This window comes from Massilia sp. Root133 (genome assembly GCF_001426525.1).
Taxonomy (GTDB): domain Bacteria; phylum Pseudomonadota; class Gammaproteobacteria; order Burkholderiales; family Burkholderiaceae_D; genus Telluria; species Telluria orientalis.
The window spans coordinates 200889-217596 of sequence record NZ_LMEW01000003.1; the positions used below are offsets into that span (position 1 = coordinate 200889).

Consider the following 16708-nt stretch of genomic DNA (forward strand, 5'->3'; position numbering starts at 1 on the left):
GTCCGTTGAGTCAGGACAGATTAGCTGCCGGTGCAGGACGTGCCAGCGATCTTCGGAATGTCAGCCACGTCCAGAGTCGATTTGCACGACCAGGCGCCGTCGTCGCCACGGGTCAGCGTAATCGTCTTCCCCTGCACGGTGGTCGGGCCGCCCTGGATCTTGCAGAGCAGGGTCGTGCCCGTCGCGTCGAACTCACAGTTGGAGGTCGGCGTCGCTTTTGCCGCGAGGCCAACTTGTTCCGGAGCGGAAATGGTTGCGCCTTCGTTCAGTTTCACGTCGAAACCGGTCTTGCCTGCGGACACTTCAGCCAGCGCAGCCGTGAACTTCGACTTGGCAACATAGTTCTGGTAAGCCGGGATGGCCACGGCGGCCAGGATACCGATAATCGCGACAACGATCATCAGTTCGATCAGGGTGAAGCCGGCTTGGGCTTTCTTGACGATTTTCGGTGCTTTCATGATGTCTCTCCAGGTGGGGCACTGCAAAATTAAGGGGTACTGCGTATCTGGTTACTGCCTGCTTCTGCCCTTTACACTATGCAATCGGCGTGCCAGGACGTTTCCGCACGGAATCGTTAGCACGGTGCCATCAAATAGTGAGTTTTTGCGTGGTTTTTGCATTGCCGCATGACAATTTTTGTCACGCGGGCATGGCGAAAATTGTCACCCCGACCGTTTTTGTTGAGTTGCGACAAAAATTGTCAGCCCCAAAAAAACGGGACGCCGAAGCGTCCCATTCATTGGATGCGAATCCAGAGGATTACAGCATCGCCTTCAGCAGACGAGCCATTTCCGATGGGTTCTTGGTGACCTTGATGCCGCAGGCTTCCATGATTTCCAGCTTGGCGTCGGCGGTGTCGGCACCGCCCGAGATCAGCGCGCCGGCGTGGCCCATGCGCTTGCCCGGCGGCGCGGTGACGCCGGCGATGAAGCCGACGACCGGCTTCTTCATGTTGTCCTTGATCCAGTACGAAGCATTGGCTTCGTCCGGGCCGCCGATCTCGCCGATCATGATGACGGCGTCCGTGTCCGGATCGTCGTTGAACATCTTCATCACGTCGATGTGCTTCAGACCGTTGATCGGGTCGCCACCGATGCCGACTGCCGACGACTGGCCCAGGCCCAGTGCGGTCAGCTGGCCGACAGCTTCATACGTCAGCGTGCCCGAACGGGACACGACGCCGATGCGGCCTTTCTTGTGGATGTGACCCGGCATGATGCCGATCTTGATCTCGTCCGGGGTGATCAGACCCGGGCAGTTCGGGCCCAGCAGCAAGGTCTTCGAACCGGCCTTGGCCATGCGGTCCTTGACTTCCATCATGTCGCGGACGGGGATGCCTTCGGTGATGCAGATTGCCAGGTCCAGCTCGGCTTCCACGGCTTCCCAGATGGCGGCGGCGGCGCCTGCCGGCGGAACGTAGATGACCGACACGGTCGCGCCGGTGTTCTGCTTGGCTTCCTTGACGCTCGCGAAGATGGGGATACCCTCGAAGTCCTCACCGGCTTTCTTCGGGTTCACGCCTGCGACGAAGGCTTCACGGCCGTTCGCGTAGTCGCGGCACATGCGGGTGTGGAATTGGCCGGTCTTGCCGGTGATACCTTGGGTGATGACTTTGGTGTCTTTGTTAATCAGAATCGACATGTTATTTCCTTTGCGAATTAGGCTTGGCCAGCTGCAGCGGCAACGACCTGCTTCGCTGCGTCTTCCATGGTGTCGGCCGAGATGATCGGCAGGCCGGAGTCGGCCAGCATCTTCTTGCCCAGGTCTTCGTTGGTGCCCTTCATGCGGACGACCAGCGGCACTTGCAGCGACACGGCCTTCGATGCGGTGATCACGCCTTCGGCGATCACGTCGCAGCGCATGATGCCGCCGAAGATGTTGACCAGGATGGCTTTCAGGCCCGGGTTCTTCAGCATGATCTTGAAGGCTTCGGTGACCTTCTCGGCGGTTGCGCCGCCGCCGACGTCCAGGAAGTTGGCCGGCTCGCCGCCGAACAGCTTGATGGTGTCCATGGTGGCCATGGCCAGACCGGCGCCGTTCACCAGGCAGCCGATGTTACCGTCCAGCGAGATGTACGCCAGGTCGAATTTCGATGCTTCGACTTCGGCCGGATCTTCTTCGTCCAGGTCGCGGTAGGCGACGATTTCCGGGTGACGGAACAGGGCGTTCGAGTCGAAGTTGAACTTGGCGTCCAGGGCGATCACTTTACCGTCGCCGGTCAGGATCAGCGGGTTGATTTCAGCCAGCGATGCGTCGGTTTCCCAATACGCTTTGTACAGGCCTTGCAGGTTTGCGCGCGCAGCGGCGATCGAACCTTCCGGCACGCCGATCTTGCGGGCGATGTCGTCGGCATCCGCATCGGTCAGGCCGACGCTCGGTTCGATCACGACGTTGTGGATCTTTTCCGGGTTGCTGTGTGCAACTTCTTCGATGTCCATGCCGCCTTCCGACGAGGCCATCAGCACGACTTTCTGGGTGACGCGGTCGGTGACCAGCGACACGTACAGTTCTTTCTTGATGTCGGCGCCTTCTTCGATCAGCAGGCGGCGGACTTTCTGGCCTTCCGGACCGGTCTGGTGGGTCACCAGCTGCATGCCCAGGATCTGGTTCGCGTATTCGCGCACTTGTTCCAGCGACTTGGCAACTTTCACGCCGCCGCCTTTACCACGGCCGCCAGCATGGATCTGGGCCTTGACCACCCAGACCGGTCCGCCCAGCTCTTCAGCGGCTTTGACAGCCTCGTCGACCGACAGGCATGGAATGCCGCGCGGAACGGTCACTCCGAATTTTCGGAGGATCTCTTTGCCCTGATACTCATGGATTTTCATGCTGGCTTCCCTTCTTCTGTTACTGATGTAGTTTAGAAATGCGGTTGAAAAATAAAGCGACAAATCCGGAGTCTACTCCGGACAACACTACCCCGGCACCGCCTTGAGCGACCAGCGCGGGTAATACGTTTCGACGGCGGGGCCGTCGAGACGCAGCGCGTGGCAGCGGTCCAGTTCGTAAGGCCGCCCGGCCGAAGCATCGGCCGGGCGGTTGGCCATCGCGTCATCGGCGAAGGCCTGGATTGCCGCGGTGGGCAGGACTTGCGCGAGTTCGGTCAGGTGGGTGCAGCCGAGTACCCCGGACAGGCGGTCCTTCAGATGCAATCGGAAATGTTTCAGCAGCGACAAGCCGATGAGTTTTTTATACGCAGGGGCGATGGTGTCGCAGAAACCGGGATAGGGTACGGCATCGGACGCGGCTTCGGCGTCGACGATGTTCATGTCGCGGTCGATAGTCACCCGCAATTTGAGTTCGTGCACCGGCAGGCCGGCCGGACGGGCGCCGGAAGGCAGGGCAATGTCATGCGTCTTGGTGTCGCGGATGCACGCGTCGAGGTCCCACAGGCCATCGTCGCGCGCGAACGCTTCGACGCTAATGGCGCGCGTGTGCCTTGGCTTACGCGGAGCGGGAGGAGACAGGGGCATAAACACCAATGCCGGAATGCGGCGAAAAAATTTGCAGCCGTTGTGCCTGATGCACGTTGCCGCAGCTTCTACGGCAACAACCGCTCTTGCGGCGCTGCTTAAACCATGAAAGTTTAGCACAGGGTAACGGGCTGTGCACCGTCTCCCCGGTTACAGAAGGGTTTTTGCAGGGAAGATAAGGGGAGATGTTGCGAAGTTGTGATGCCGAAAGCGCAAGCTTGCCGTCATAAACGGAACGACAGTCCGTTATTCACAACGATGAGATCAGAGGTCGTCGTCGTCGTGGCCGCCCTTCAGCGCGGCACGCACCGCACTCTGGGAAAAGCCGCGTTGCAACAGGAAGCGCATCTGTTTGCTGCGTTCTTCGGCATCCTGTGGAACCGTGCCGAACTTGCGGCGCCAGACTTCACGCGCCCGTGCCGTTTCGGATTCCTTCAGTTCGGACTTGAGTTCGTCGAACGCTTCGCCGTTGACGCCATGCTGCTGGAGTTCGGCGAGCACCCGGGCGTTACCGTAGCGTCCGGCTCGCCGGTGAACCAGCGATTCGGCAAACCGCTCCTGCGACAGCCAGTTGTTCTTTTCAAGGAAATCGAGGAGGGCTTCGACGTCGTCGCCCTCCTCCGCATAGCGGGACAATTTGCGCGCCAGCTCGAGCCGGCTGTGCTCGCGCGTCGACAGATACTTCAACGCGCGAGCCTTGAGGCTCAGCTGCTGGCGCGGCATCAGGACGATTACTCGTCGTCGCCGATGGCTGCCGGCTCGACCGCAGCACTGCCGGCCGGGGCCGGCGGCAGTTCGCGCACGCCGAGGGCGGCGCGGACCTTGTTCTCGATTTCGCGTGCCAGTGCCGGACGCTCCCTCAAGAAGATACGGGCGTTGTCCTTGCCCTGGCCGATGCGCTCGCCACCGTAGCTGTACCACGAACCCGACTTCTCGACGATCTTGTTGTCCACGCCCAGGTCGATGATCTCGCCTTCGCGCGACGTGCCTTCGCCATACAGGATGTCGAAGTGCGCTTCCTTGAACGGGGGCGCGATCTTGTTCTTGACGACCTTGACCTTGGTTTCGTTACCGATCACCTCGTCGCCGGTCTTGATCGAACCGGTACGGCGGATGTCCAGGCGCACGGAGGCGTAGAACTTCAGCGCGTTACCGCCGGTCGTCGTTTCCGGGCTGCCGAACATGACGCCGATCTTCATACGGATCTGGTTAATGAAGATCACCAGGGTGTTCGTACGGTTGATCGAACCGGTCAGCTTGCGCAGCGCCTGCGACATCAGGCGGGCTTGCAGGCCCGGCAGGGAGTCGCCCATGTCGCCTTCGATCTCGGCGCGCGGCGTCAGCGCCGCCACCGAGTCGATGACCACCATGTCGACACTGCCCGAACGCACGAGGGCGTCCGTGATTTCCAGTGCCTGTTCACCCGTGTCCGGCTGCGAGATCAGCAGCTCGTCCAGCTTGATGCCCAGCTTTTGCGCATAGGTCACGTCCAGCGCGTGCTCGGCGTCGATGAACGCGCAGGTGCCACCCAGCTTTTGCATCTGGGCGATGGTCTGCAGGGTCAGCGTCGTCTTGCCCGACGATTCCGGACCGTAGATCTCGACGATACGGCCGCGCGGCAGGCCGCCGACGCCGAGTGCGATGTCCAGGCCCAGCGAGCCGGTCGAGACGGTTTGCACTTCCTCGACGGGCGCATTGGCATCCATGCGCATCACCGAGCCTTTACCGAATTGCTTTTCGATCTGCGCGAGGGCTGCTGCCAGCGCCTTGCCCTTCTCGGCTGCATTTACTGCGGATTTTTTGTCGTCCATAACTTTCTTTCTGTCCTAGAGTGAACCAAGGTGTGGGCCGCTCGCGCGATTTCAATAGGAAGTACTGTATAAAATCCCAGTGGTTTTGGCAAGCGATATTTACCATCGCTCGCCCGATTCGACATGTTGCGAAACTTCACACACAATAAGCGAACGTCGAAAAACCTGCTGCGCGTTGCACTGTCGTCCTGCGATGCTCGCTGTACTACTCGTACAGCTGCGCTTCTCAAACGACATTGCTGCCGCTCGCGACGGTTTTTCGAGGTCCGCACACGCGAGTTAGCTGGGTCGAACAACGAAAGCCGGGGGAAAAGATGCGTATTTTACTAGCCGAAGATGATAGCGTATTGGCCGATGGGCTGACGCGCTCCTTGCGCCAATCCGGCTACGCCATCGACTGCGTCAAGAACGGCCAGGACGCGGACACGGCGCTGTCGACCCAGGAGTTCGATCTCCTGATCCTCGACCTCGGCCTGCCCAAGCTGTCCGGCCTGGACGTGCTGCGCCGCCTGCGTGCGCGCGGCTCGCTGCTGCCGGTGCTGATCCTCACGGCTGCCGACTCCATCGAGCAGCGCGTGGGCGGCCTCGACGCCGGCGCCGACGATTACATGCCCAAGCCGTTCGCGCTGTCCGAACTGGAAGCGCGCGTGCGTGCCCTCACCCGGCGCGGCCAGGGCGGCGGCTCGACCGTCATCCGCCACGGCCCGCTCGTGTACGACCAGGTCGGCCGCAGCGCGTACATCAACGACCAGATGCTCGACCTGTCCGCGCGCGAACTGGGCCTGCTGGAAATCCTGCTGGCGCGCACGGGACGCCTCGTGTCGAAGGAACAGCTCGTCGACCACCTGTGCGAATGGGGCGAGGAAGTGTCGAACAACGCCATCGAGGTCTACGTGCACCGCCTGCGCAAGAAGATCGAGACGGGCGGCATCCGCATCGCCACCGTGCGCGGCTTGGGCTACTGCCTGGAGCGCTTTTCCGATACACCCCGCGACAGCGCCCGCAAGAGCGCCGAAGCAGCCAGCGGCCAGAAGTGAAGCGGTTCAAGCGGCGCGCGGCCGGACCGGATCCGCTCGCCGTCACGGAACCGGTCGACGACCTCTACGTCCCGCCCAGGCCGGAACCGGAAGAAAGCATCCAGCATTCGCTGTTCGGCGAAATCCTCGACTGGATGCTGGCCCCGCTGCTGCTGCTGTGGCCGATGAGCATCGCGATCACCTACCTGGTCGCGAAGTCGATCGCGAATCAGCCGTTCGACCATGCGCTGGAAGACAGCGTCACGGTGCTCGCGCAGCAGGTCAAGGAGGTCGACGGCCAGGTCGTCGCGCGCCTGGGCGGCACCGCGCGCGACATCCTGCGCGCGGACGACGTCGACAGCGTGTATTTCCAGATCAGCGGCCCGCACGGCGAGATCGTCGACGGCGACCGCGACCTGCCGCCGCCGAACCCCGACGACGCCGAGCGCAGCGGCCGCGTGCACTTCCGCACCGAGACCCTGCACGGCACGCCGATACGCATCGCCTATGCCTGGGTCAATTTGCAGCCGTTGCTGGACGCCACGCAGGAACCGCGCCTCGCGCTCGTGCAGGTGGCGGAAACGCTCGACAAGCGCGCGCAGCTGGCCAACGAGATCATCAAGGGCGTGATCCTGCCGCAGTTCATCATCCTGCCCGTGATCCTGGCCCTCGTCTGGTTCGCGCTGTCGCGGGGCCTGTCGCCGCTGGCGCAGCTGCAGGAACGCATCCGCGCCCGCCCGCCGGACGATTTGTCGCCCATCGATTCGCGCCAGGTGCCGGAAGAGATTTCGCCGCTCGTGGGCTCGCTGAACGACATGCTGGCGCGCCTCGCGCACACGATCGACGTGCAGAAGCGCTTCATTGCCGACGCCGCGCACCAGATGAAGACGCCGCTCGCGGGCATGCGCATGCAGTCGGAGCTGGCGCTGCGCCAGGTCGATCCGAACGAGATCCACCGCTCGCTCGAGCAGCTGGCCACGAGTTCGGAATCGGCCACGCGTCTCGTAAACCAGCTGCTGGCACTGGCCCGCGCGGAAAACCAGCCCCATGCGGGCCAGACGCTGGAACCGCTCGACCTTGCCGCATTGGCGCGCGACGTCGTCCAGGACTGGGTGCAAGCCTCGTTCGCGCACGAGATCGACCTCGGCTACGAAGTCATCGGCGACCCGCCGGAGATCGACGGCAGCGCCATGATGCTGCGCGAGCTGCTGTCGAACCTGATCGACAACGCGCTGCGCTACACGCCGCCCGGCGGCAGCGTCACCGTGCGCGTGCGCGGGACGAACATTGGCAACGGCAGCCAGGCTTTACTCGAAGTCGAGGACACGGGCCCCGGCATCGCGCCGTCCGAGCGCCATCGCGTGTTCGAACGTTTTTATCGCATCCTCGGTTCGAGCGCGTCCGGTTCCGGCCTCGGTCTCGCCATCGTGCGCGAGATCGCGCAGCAGCACGGCGCCGACATCGAGATCTTCAACAACCCGCGCAGCACGCACAAGAAATTCCCGGGCAGCCTGTTCCGGCTGACCTTCCCGCCCACCGTCACGCTTGTCCCCGATGCCGACCGAGACCGCCCCTTCCTCTGACCCCGACCGCGAGCGCCAACGCATCGTCGCCGCACGCGCCGCGCACTGGGCGCGCGCGCGCCGCCTGATCGCGCTGCTGCTGGCGCTGTGGCTCGCGACCAGCTTCTGCACCGTGTTCTTCGCGCGCGACCTCGCGCACCTGTCCGTGTTCGGCTGGCCGCTGTCGTTCTACCTCGCGGCGCAGGGCGCGTCGCTCACGTACCTCGCCATCATCGGCGCGTACGCCTGGCGCATGCGCATCCTCGACCGCGATTTCCAACGCATGCTGGAGGGCCGTTCATGACCGGGACGGCCGCCAAGACCCGCAGCTACTTCCGCCGACTGGCCCGCTACTACCTGTGGTTCACGCTGTGCTTCGCGCTGTTCCTGGGCGCGCTGGCGATCCTGGAACACGAAGGCATGCCGCGCCAGTGGATCGGCCACCTGTACATGTTCGCGACGATCGTCCTGTACGCGATCATCGGCGTCGTCAGCCGCACGTCGAACGTGTCCGAATACTACGTGGCGGGACGGCGGGTGCCGGCGCTGTTCAACGGCATGGCGACGGCGGCCGACTGGATCTCGGCCGCCAGCTTCATCAGCCTGGCGGGCACGCTGTACCTGCACGGCTTCGACGCCCTCGCCTACGTGATGGGCTGGACGGGCGGCTACTGCCTCGTCGCCCTGCTGATCGCGCCCTACCTGCGCCGCTTCGCCCAGTACACGATCCCCGACTTCCTCGCCGCCCGCTACGGCGGCGAGACCGCTACGCGGCAGGGCAGCATCGTGCGCGCGCTCGCGGTCGGCGGCACCATCGTCGTCTCGTTCACGTACGTCGTCGCGCAGATCTATGCCGTCGGCCTGATCGCGTCGCGCTTCACGGGCGTCGATTTCTCGGTCGGCATCTTCCTCGGCCTCGCCAGCATCCTCGTGTGCTCGTTCCTGGGCGGGATGCGCGCCATCACGTGGACGCAGGTGGCGCAGTACATCATCATCCTCGTCGCCTTCCTGATCCCGACGATCTGGCTGTCGATGAAATTCGCGGGCAACCCGGTGCCGCAGGTCGCGTACGGCTCCGTGCTGCCCAAGCTGGCCGCGCGCGAAGCCCAGCTGGCGGCCGACCCGCGCGAGGCCGAAGTGCGCGCCCGTTTCCACGCCCGCGCCGACGACTACGCGGCGCGCATCGCCGCCCTGCCCCATTCCTGGGAAGCGGGCAAGATCGAAGCACAGCGCCGGCTGGACAAGGCGCGCGGCCGCAACGCGCCGCTGACCGAGGTGCGCAGCGCGGAACGCGAGCTGCTCGACTATCCGCGCACGGCCGACGAAGCCGCGCGCGCGTGGACCGAACTGCGCGCCGCCAACCTGGCGCGCGCCCAGCCGCCGGAACCGCACGCGGAACCGTTCCCCGGCAAGACGCGGGAAGAATCGGACATCCGCCGCAACAATTTTCTATCCCTCGTGTTCTGCCTGATGTTCGGCACCGCGGCGCTGCCGCACATCCTGATGCGCTCCTACACGACGCCGTCCGTGCACGAGACGCGCGTATCCGTGTTCTGGACGCTGTTCTTCATCCTGCTGATCTACCTGACGATGCCTGCGCTGGCCGTGCTGGCCAAGTACGACATCTACACGGCCCTCGTCGGCACGGGCTTCGATTCCCTGCCGACCTGGGTCTCGTACTGGGCCAACGTCGACAAGTCGAATCCCCTGATCAGCATCGTCGACATCAACGGCGACGGCATCGTGCAGCTGGCCGAGATCGCGATCGACGGCGACGTGCTCACGCTCGCCACGCCGGAGATCGGCGGCCTGCCGTACGTGATTTCCGGGCTGGTGGCGGCCGGCGGCCTGGCGGCGGCGCTGTCCACGGCGGACGGGCTGCTGCTCGCGATCTCGAACGCGCTGTCGCACGACATCTACTTCAAGATCGTCGATCCGAGCGCCTCCACGCAGAAGCGCGTGACGATCTCCAAGCTGCTGCTGCTGGCCGTCGCGTTCATCGCCGCGTACGTCGCGTCGCAGAAGCCGGCCGACATCCTGTCGCTCGTCGGCGCCGCGTTCTCGCTCGCGGGGTCGACGATGTTCCCCGCGCTGGTGGCGGGCGTGTTCTGGAAGCGGGCCAATTTCGCGGGCGCGATCGCGGGCATGGCGACCGGCTTCCTCGTCTGCATCTACTACATGCTGCACACGAACCCCATGCTGGGCGGGAACCTCGATGCGGTCTGGTTCCACATCGCGCCCATCTCCGCAGGCGTGTTCGGCGTGCCGGCGGGGGCGCTGGCGCTGGTCGTGGCGAGTCTGGTGACGGCGCCACCGCCGCGCGCGAGCGGCGGGCTCGTGGCGCATATCCGGGCGCCGGAATAAATGTTATCTTTATGCAATGTTCTCACTGAGGATCTTGCATGCTCCCGCGCCGTACCCTGCCGTATTTTTTCGCTCTCTCCGCTTCGCTCGCCGGTGCCGCCTGGGCCGCGCCGGCCGCTGTAGCCACGCCGCCGGCCATCGCCTTTTTCCAGCATGCCGCCATCCATCGCGTCGCGCTGTCGCCCGATGCGCGCTACCTGGCGGTCCGTGCGGGCGCGCCCGACCGCAAGGACTATCTCGCCGTGATCGACCTCGCCACCAACAAGCCAACCGTGGTGGCCGCGTTCGACGATGCCGACATCGACGACTTCGAATGGGTGAACGGCACCCGGCTCGTCTTCGACCTGACCGAAAAGAATACCGGCCAGGGCGACGTGCGGCACGGCCCGGGCCTGTACGCCGTCGACCGCGACGGCCAGCATTTCGCGCAGCTGGCCGACCGCTATTTCGACTCCGCTTCGCGCCACGAACTGATCGGCAAGGTGCCGATGCAACCGTGGAACACGTTCCTCATCCGCCAGCGTCCACGCAAGGACGACATGATCTATGTGTCCCGTCCCATCTGGGATGCGGGCGATGAACACCTCTACACCGACCTGGTCCGCCTGAACACGCGCACGGGCCACGCACAAACCATTCCCCGCCCGGGACCGGTGACCAGCTGGCTGCTCGATCACGAAGGCGAACCCCGCCTCGCCACCGCCGTCAAGGATGGACGGATGACGATCTACTACCGCGATCCCGCCGACCAGGACAAGTGGCGCACGCTGGCGCAGTTCGCGGCCTATACCGCGAGCGAAGGTGCGTTCAGTCCGGTAAGCTTCGGTCCCGACGGCACGCTGTACGTCGCCGCCCACAACGGCCACGACACGGAGGCGCTCTACGCCTACGATCTCAAGGCCGGCAAGCTTGCCGCCGAGCCGCTGCTGGTCACCAGGGGCTATGACTTCACCGGCAGCCTGGTCAAGAGCCGCACGAAACTCCTGGGCGCGCTCATCACCACCGACGCCCGGTCGAACGAGTGGTTCGATCCGGGCATGAAGGCGCTGCAGGACAAGCTCGACAAACTGTTGCCCGCCACCGTCAACCTGATCGACGTTCCGGCCGACGATTCGCCCTGGGTGCTGATACGGTCGTATTCCGACGCGATCCCGATGCGCTACACGTTGTACAACACGGCCACCGACCAGTTCAACGACATCGGTTCGTCGCGCCCGGCCATCGATCCGAAGCGTATGGGCCGCCAGCAGATGGTGCGCTACAAGGCGCGCGACGGCCTGGAGATCCCGGCCCTCCTGACCCTGCCGCGCGGCGCGAACAAGAACCTGCCGATGGTCGTGCTGGTGCACGGCGGACCATGGGTGCACGGCGCGGTCTGGGGCTGGGACCCCGATTCGCAATTCCTCGCCTCGCGCGGCTACGCGGTGCTGGAGCCGGACTACCGCGGCAGCACCGGCTATGGCTTCCGCCACTATCAGGCAGGCTGGAAGCAATGGGGCCGCGCCATGCAGGACGACCTGGCCGACGGCACCCGCTGGGCGATCGCGCAGGGCTACGCCGATCCGAAGCGGATCTGCATCGCCGGCGCCAGCTACGGCGGCTACGCTACGCTGATGGGCCTCGTCAACGACCCGGACCTGTACAAGTGCGGCGTGGACTGGGTCGGCGTCACCGACATCAACCTGATGTACACGGGCGCCTGGAGCCGCGAGTCCGACCTCACGGACCAGTGGAAGGCCTACGGCATGCCGGAACTGATCGGCGACCGCGTGAAGGATGCGGCGCAACTGAAGGCCACGTCGCCCATCGAGCAGGCGGCCCGCATCACGCAGCCCGTGCTGCTGGCCTACGGCGGCGTCGACCGCCGCGTGCCGCTGTACCACGGCCAGAAGTTCTACGACGCCGTCACGAAGACCAACAGGAACGTCGAGTGGATCGAGTACCCGGAAGAAGGCCATGGCTGGCACCTGCCGAAAAATTCGGTCGACTTCTGGACCCGCGTCGAGGCCTTCCTCGACAAGAACATCGGTCCTGGCGGGGGCCGATAACGACACACGCGGCGGCGCTGCTGATTTCGTACTCCGCACATGACAACGGGCGCCACGCGGCGCCCGTTGTTCATCGCCTGCGCAATGGTTACACGATGAAATCCCAGTCGGTGGCCGCACGCTGGTGGCCGATCATCTCGACGGATGCCACGAACTCCGTGGCAATATGCTCGAGGCTGACGCCATTGCGCATCGCTTCGGTCCAGAAGGCCAGGCCCGGCGCGTCGGGAGCGCGGTCGAACAAGGCCTGGTAGAGCATGCCGACATCGTGCTCGGCATTGCCGTTGAACGCGTCGTGGCTGGCCGCGTACTCGGGCGAACGGATGATGTCCAGCGCAATCCTGCCCCAGCTGACGCCCGCCTGGTGCGCGTCGGCCCAGAACTCGATGCCGTACATATCGGCCTGGCGCCCGAGCGCGGTCTGGTAGATGCTGGCCAGCGTATCCATGGCGCCGCTGTCCTCGACCTTGACGGTGGCATCGCTGAACTGCAGCTGCTCGACGTTGACGACCAGCGCCTTGGCCGCCGGCGCGGCCTTGCTGCTCACCACCAGGTAGCCGTTGTGGGTTTCCACGTCGAAGTCGGCACGGGCGCCGGCGAACGTCGCGGTGTCGCTGCCCGTGCCGCCGTGCAGGACCGTGGTGGCCGGCGTCGACGCGGCATTCGCGTGGGCCGCGCCGCTGGCGCTCGCCGCCCGCGCCGCCGGTACACCGAAGCCGAGCGTATCGTCGCCGCCGCCGCTGAACACCTGCGTGTCGCCGCTGGACGCCAGCGTGACGTGCTGGCTGGCCGCATCGCCGGTCAGTATCTGCGTGCCGCCCTGGACGACGATATTGGCTGCGCCGACGATCGCCGCAAAATTGACGTTCTGCAGCGCGATGGTGCTGCCGGGCGCCAGGCCGCCGGTCTGGATCACGAGTGCCACTTGCTGCTGGGCGCTGCTCGCGGCACTCAGGGTCAGGACACCGTCCAGCCCCCCCTGGCTGCTGACCGGCGCGATGGTCTGGACCAGCAGCGATTCGCTTCCCTGCAGTTGCGCCAGGTAGCTCTGGCCGTTGCCGCTCATGTGGACGAGGTCGCCGCCGGACGTGGTCGCCGCCTGGATAGCGGCGATCAGGCCGGCGCCGCCGTTTGCCACCGTCGTATTGGCGCCGCCGCTGGCGGTCAGTCCGTAACCGATGCCCACGTGGGCCATCAGCAGATCGGTACCGCCGGCCAGCGGAATGTCCGCCGTGGCGGCCGCACCGGTCTGCTCGACGCGGCCTGCACTGACGATCGGGACCTGGACCTGGCTGCCGGACGCGCCGCCCGGCAGCGAGACCGGCACCGTCACCACGCGCACCCCATCCACCAGCGGCACCGGCGCTTCCTCGACCGTCAGGGCGAAACTGCCGCTCGCCGCGGACACGTTGCCTGCGGCATCCGTATCGGTCACGCTCAGCGTGTGCCGGCCGAGGCCCAGCGCCTGGGCGGCGATGCTCCAGTGGCCGTGCGCGTCCGCATGGGTCGTGCCCACCACGGTCGTGCCGTCGTACAGGGTGACGAGGTCGTTCGCCGCCGCATTGCCCTCGAGGACCGGCACCGCGTACGTGACGCCGTCGCCGACCGAGTCCGTATCGGATTGCGCCTGCAGCTGCGGGGCCGCGGGCGCCGCCGGTGCGGTCGTGTCGACCGTCAGCGTGAGGGCCGGGCTGGCGGCCGATTCGTTGCCGGCCGCGTCGACCTGCCTGACGGTCAGAACGTGCGTGCCATCGGCCAGCGGGGACGCCGGCATGATCCAGTTGCCGTCGGCATCGGCCCCCGTCGAGCCGAGCGCGGTGGTGCCGTCGGTGTCGTACAGCGTCACCCAGGCCCCGGCTTCGGCCGTGCCGCTGAACGTCGGCCTCGTGACCTTCGTGATGTGGTCGCCCGCGATGCCGCTGTCGCTCGCGGTGGACAGCACCGGGGCGGCCGGGGCCGACGGCGCGTGCGTGTCGATCACGACCGCCAGCGCGGCGCCTTGTGCCGAGACATTCCCTGCCACGTCGGTCTGCGTGATACGTAACTGGTGGGTGCCGTCGGCCAGCGTCGGGGTGGTGAGGCTCCACATGCCGCCGGCATTGGCGGTCGTGGTGCCCAGCACCGTCGCGCCGTCGTACAGGGTGACGAGCGCATGCCCTTCCGCCGTACCGTTGACGGTCGGCGTCGCGTCGGCGGTGATGCCGTCGGTGGACCAAGCGCCGGTGTCGCTGGCTGGTTGCAGCACCGGGACCCTCGGCGCATCCGGCGCCAGCGTGTCGAAGTGAAGCGACGGGGTCGTCCCCGCGCCGCCCGTGTTGCCCGCCGTGTCGGCATAGCTGCCGGCGCCGATCGTGATGCTGGCGGTGCCGCCGTCCGTGCTGGCGTCCGGCGTAAAGGTCGCCGTGCGCACCAGGCCCGAACCGCTGATGGCGGACAGCGTGCCGCCGCTGACGATGACGTCGCCCTGCGTGCCGTTCCAGGTGAAGCTCGCACCCGGATCTTCGCNGCACCAGGCCCGAACCGCTGATGGCGGACAGCGTGCCGCCGCTGACGATGACGTCGCCCTGCGTGCCGTTCCAGGTGAAGCTCGCACCCGGATCTTCGCTGAACGTGAACGTGACGGTGGCGGTCTCGCCGGCCTTGAGCGCGGCGACGTCGCTGGTGATCGTCACCGTCGGCGCCGCCGTGTCCAGCACGTAGGCCTGTGAGGCCACCGGCCCGGCATTGTCGACGGCGTCGACCACGCGCGCCTGCAGCGTGCCGCTGCCGGCCAGCGTGGCCGCCAGCGACCAGGCCGTACCGTTGACCTGGTCCGCCGTCCAGCTGGCGCCGTTGTCGAGCGAAACCTCGACTTGCTCGCCGGTCTGCAGCGCGGCGCTCAAGGNTGAGGCCACCGGCCCGGCATTGTCGACGGCGTCGACCACGCGCGCCTGCAGCGTGCCGCTGCCGGCCAGCGTGGCCGCCAGCGACCAGGCCGTACCGTTGACCTGCGCCGCCGTCCAGCTGGCGCCGTTGTCGAGCGAGACCTGGACTTGCTCGCCGGTCTGCAGCGCGGCGTTCAAGGTGCCGCTGATCGTCTGTGCCGCGGTGTCCGTGATGAAGTCGGTGCCCGATGCGCCATGATCGGCCGAAAACGCGATGCCGCCCACGGTGGTCGTGGGGGCGGTCAGGTCGACGGTGAACGTCAGGCCGCCCGAGGCGCCGCTGGCGTTGCCGGCGGCATCCGTCACGATCGTGGACACCGTGTGCTGGCCGGCGCCCAGCGTCGAACTGGTGATGCTCCAGGTGCCGCCCGTGGCAACGGTGCTGCCCAGCAGCGTGCTGCCTTCGTACAGGTCGACCGTGGCGCCCGCCTCGGCCGTACCCGTGAAGGTCGGCGTGGTCGCGGCCGTGATGCCGTCGCTGTTCGATACGCCCGTGTCGCTGGCGGCGTCCAGCACCGGCATCGACGATGCGGCCGGCGCCAGCGTGTCGAAATGAAGCGACGGGGTCGTCCCCGCGCCGCCGACGTTGCCCGCCGTGTCGGCATAGCTGCCCGCGCCGATCGTGATGCTGGCGGTGCCGCCGTCCGTGCTGGCGTCCGGCGTGAAGGTCGCCGTGCGCACCATGCCCGAACCGCTGATGGCGGACAGCGTGCCGCCGCTGACGATGACGTCGCCCTGCGTGCCGTTCCAGGTGAAGCTCGCACCCGGATCTTCGCTGAATGTGAACGTGACGGTGGCGGTCTCGCCGGCCTTGAGCGCGGCGGCGTCGCTGGTGATCGTCACCGTCGGCGCCGCCGTGTCCAGCACATAGGCCTGTGAGGCCACCGGGCCGGCATTGTCGACGGCGTCGACCACGCGCGCCTGCAGCGTGCCGCTGCCGGCCAGCGTGGCCGCCAGCGACCAGGCCGTGCCGTTGACCTGCGCCGCCGTCCAGCTGGCGCCGTTGTCCAGCGAGACCTCGACTTGCTCGCCGGTCTGCAGCGCGGCGCTCAAGGTGCCGCTGATCGTCTGTGCCGCGGTGTCCGTGATGAAGTCGGTGCCCGATGTCCCATGATCGGCCGAGAACGCGATGCCGCCCACGGTGGTCGTGGGNCTTCCGATCTCTCGACTTGCTCGCCGGTCTGCAGCGCGGCGCTCAAGGTGCCGCTGATCGTCTGTGCCGCGGTGTCCGTGATGAAGTCGGTGCCCGATGTCCCATGATCGGCCGAGAACGCGATGCCGCCCACGGTGGTCGTGGGCGCGGTCAGGTCGACGGTGAAGGTCAGGCCGGCCGAGGCGCCGCTGGCGTTGCCGGCGGCATCGGTCACGATCGTGGACACCGTGTGCTGGCCCGCGCCCAGCGTCGAACTGGTGATGCTCCAGGTGCCGCCCGTGGCGACGGCGCTGCCCAGCAGCGTGCTGCCTTCGTACAGGTCGACGGTGGCGCCCGCTTCGGCCGTACCCGTGAAGG

The 16708-nt window shown here is 66.2% G+C and carries 12 protein-coding genes and 3 pseudogenes; 5 read left to right on the plus strand and 10 right to left on the minus strand.

Translation table 11 applies throughout. From position 1 onward, the window contains the following. Window positions 1-20: 20 nt before the first annotated feature. The 6 genes from ASD28_RS04700 to recA all read right to left on the minus strand — a co-directional run bounded on the left by ASD28_RS04700 (window position 21) and on the right by recA (window position 5284). On the minus strand, window positions 21-458 hold the full coding sequence (locus tag ASD28_RS04700) for a pilin (RefSeq protein WP_056124701.1): 438 nt from the start codon (window positions 456-458) through the stop codon (window positions 21-23). 301 nt (window positions 459-759) lie between these two features. Then, entirely contained in the window at window positions 760-1641 is an 882-nt protein-coding gene (gene sucD / locus ASD28_RS04705) for a succinate--CoA ligase subunit alpha (RefSeq protein ID WP_056124704.1), read from the minus strand. A gap of 17 nt (window positions 1642-1658) precedes the next feature. Beyond that, window positions 1659-2828, minus strand: coding sequence for an ADP-forming succinate--CoA ligase subunit beta (gene sucC / locus ASD28_RS04710; protein ID WP_056124707.1), 1170 nt, complete (start codon window positions 2826-2828; stop codon window positions 1659-1661). Window positions 2829-2915: 87 nt separating this feature from the next. Beyond that, on the minus strand, window positions 2916-3473 hold the full coding sequence (locus ASD28_RS04715) for a DUF2889 domain-containing protein (protein WP_056124710.1): 558 nt from the start codon (window positions 3471-3473) through the stop codon (window positions 2916-2918). 264 nt (window positions 3474-3737) lie between these two features. Next, a complete protein-coding gene (gene recX, locus ASD28_RS04720) occupies window positions 3738-4196 on the minus strand; it encodes a recombination regulator RecX (RefSeq protein ID WP_056124713.1) in 459 nt (152 codons plus the stop codon). Window positions 4197-4204: 8 nt separating this feature from the next. Next, complete coding sequence (recA, locus tag ASD28_RS04725) at window positions 4205-5284, minus strand: recombinase RecA (protein WP_056124717.1); 1080 nt, start codon at window positions 5282-5284, stop codon at window positions 4205-4207. A 314-nt stretch (window positions 5285-5598) separates the two neighbouring features. On the opposite strand from recA, the gene ASD28_RS04730 reads away from it, so the two are divergent. Genes ASD28_RS04730 through ASD28_RS04750 form a run of 5 tightly spaced genes read left to right on the plus strand, consistent with a single transcriptional unit; the run spans window position 5599 to window position 12274 of the window. Beyond that, a complete protein-coding gene (locus ASD28_RS04730; protein WP_056124719.1) occupies window positions 5599-6321 on the plus strand; it encodes a response regulator transcription factor in 723 nt (240 codons plus the stop codon). After that, window positions 6318-7883, plus strand: a complete 1566-nt coding sequence (locus ASD28_RS04735; RefSeq protein WP_056124723.1) for a sensor histidine kinase — start codon at window positions 6318-6320, stop codon at window positions 7881-7883. Before ASD28_RS04730 ends, ASD28_RS04735 begins: the two co-directional genes overlap by 4 nt. Beyond that, complete coding sequence (locus ASD28_RS04740; RefSeq protein WP_082577094.1) at window positions 7855-8166, plus strand: DUF4212 domain-containing protein; 312 nt, start codon at window positions 7855-7857, stop codon at window positions 8164-8166. The genes ASD28_RS04735 and ASD28_RS04740 overlap by 29 nt, the downstream gene beginning before the upstream one ends. Next, window positions 8163-10226: a sodium:solute symporter family protein gene (locus tag ASD28_RS04745; protein ID WP_056124725.1), complete on the plus strand. Its 2064-nt coding sequence runs from the start codon at window positions 8163-8165 to the stop codon at window positions 10224-10226. Before ASD28_RS04740 ends, ASD28_RS04745 begins: the two co-directional genes overlap by 4 nt. Before the next feature lie 38 nt (window positions 10227-10264). Further along, window positions 10265-12274, plus strand: a complete 2010-nt coding sequence (locus ASD28_RS04750) for a prolyl oligopeptidase family serine peptidase (RefSeq protein WP_056124728.1) — start codon at window positions 10265-10267, stop codon at window positions 12272-12274. Between the two features lie 88 nt (window positions 12275-12362). Here ASD28_RS04750 and ASD28_RS33280 read toward each other — a convergent pair whose 3' ends face one another. The 4 genes and pseudogenes from ASD28_RS33280 to ASD28_RS33295 form a co-directional block, all read right to left on the minus strand. Beyond that, window positions 12363-14684: an Ig-like domain-containing protein gene (locus ASD28_RS33280; RefSeq protein WP_056124731.1), complete on the minus strand. Its 2322-nt coding sequence runs from the start codon at window positions 14682-14684 to the stop codon at window positions 12363-12365. A 96-nt stretch (window positions 14685-14780) separates the two neighbouring features. Beyond that, a pseudogene (locus ASD28_RS33285) lies at window positions 14781-15018 on the minus strand (Ig-like domain-containing protein); the annotation flags it as partial. Window positions 15019-15159: 141 nt separating this feature from the next. Next, window positions 15160-16338 (minus strand): annotated as a pseudogene (locus tag ASD28_RS33290) (Ig-like domain-containing protein); the annotation flags it as partial. 13 nt (window positions 16339-16351) lie between these two features. Then, window positions 16352-16708: pseudogene (locus ASD28_RS33295) on the minus strand (Ig-like domain-containing protein); the annotation flags it as partial.

What these genes read in the sequence shown, in the direction of transcription:
- ASD28_RS04700 (WP_056124701.1), bottom strand. Translation starts at nt 458, where the DNA reads ATGAAAGCACCGAAAATCGTCAAGAAAGCCCAAGCCGGCTTCACCCTG.
- sucD (WP_056124704.1), bottom strand. Translation starts at nt 1,641, where the DNA reads ATGTCGATTCTGATTAACAAAGACACCAAAGTCATCACCCAAGGTATC.
- sucC (WP_056124707.1), bottom strand. Translation starts at nt 2,828, where the DNA reads ATGAAAATCCATGAGTATCAGGGCAAAGAGATCCTCCGAAAATTCGGA.
- ASD28_RS04715 (WP_056124710.1), bottom strand. Translation starts at nt 3,473, where the DNA reads ATGCCCCTGTCTCCTCCCGCTCCGCGTAAGCCAAGGCACACGCGCGCC.
- recX (WP_056124713.1), bottom strand. Translation starts at nt 4,196, where the DNA reads ATGCCGCGCCAGCAGCTGAGCCTCAAGGCTCGCGCGTTGAAGTATCTG.
- recA (WP_056124717.1), bottom strand. Translation starts at nt 5,284, where the DNA reads ATGGACGACAAAAAATCCGCAGTAAATGCAGCCGAGAAGGGCAAGGCG.
- ASD28_RS04730 (WP_056124719.1), top strand. Translation starts at nt 5,599, where the DNA reads ATGCGTATTTTACTAGCCGAAGATGATAGCGTATTGGCCGATGGGCTG.
- ASD28_RS04740 (WP_082577094.1), top strand. Translation starts at nt 7,855, where the DNA reads ATGCCGACCGAGACCGCCCCTTCCTCTGACCCCGACCGCGAGCGCCAA.
- ASD28_RS04745 (WP_056124725.1), top strand. Translation starts at nt 8,163, where the DNA reads ATGACCGGGACGGCCGCCAAGACCCGCAGCTACTTCCGCCGACTGGCC.
- ASD28_RS04750 (WP_056124728.1), top strand. Translation starts at nt 10,265, where the DNA reads ATGCTCCCGCGCCGTACCCTGCCGTATTTTTTCGCTCTCTCCGCTTCG.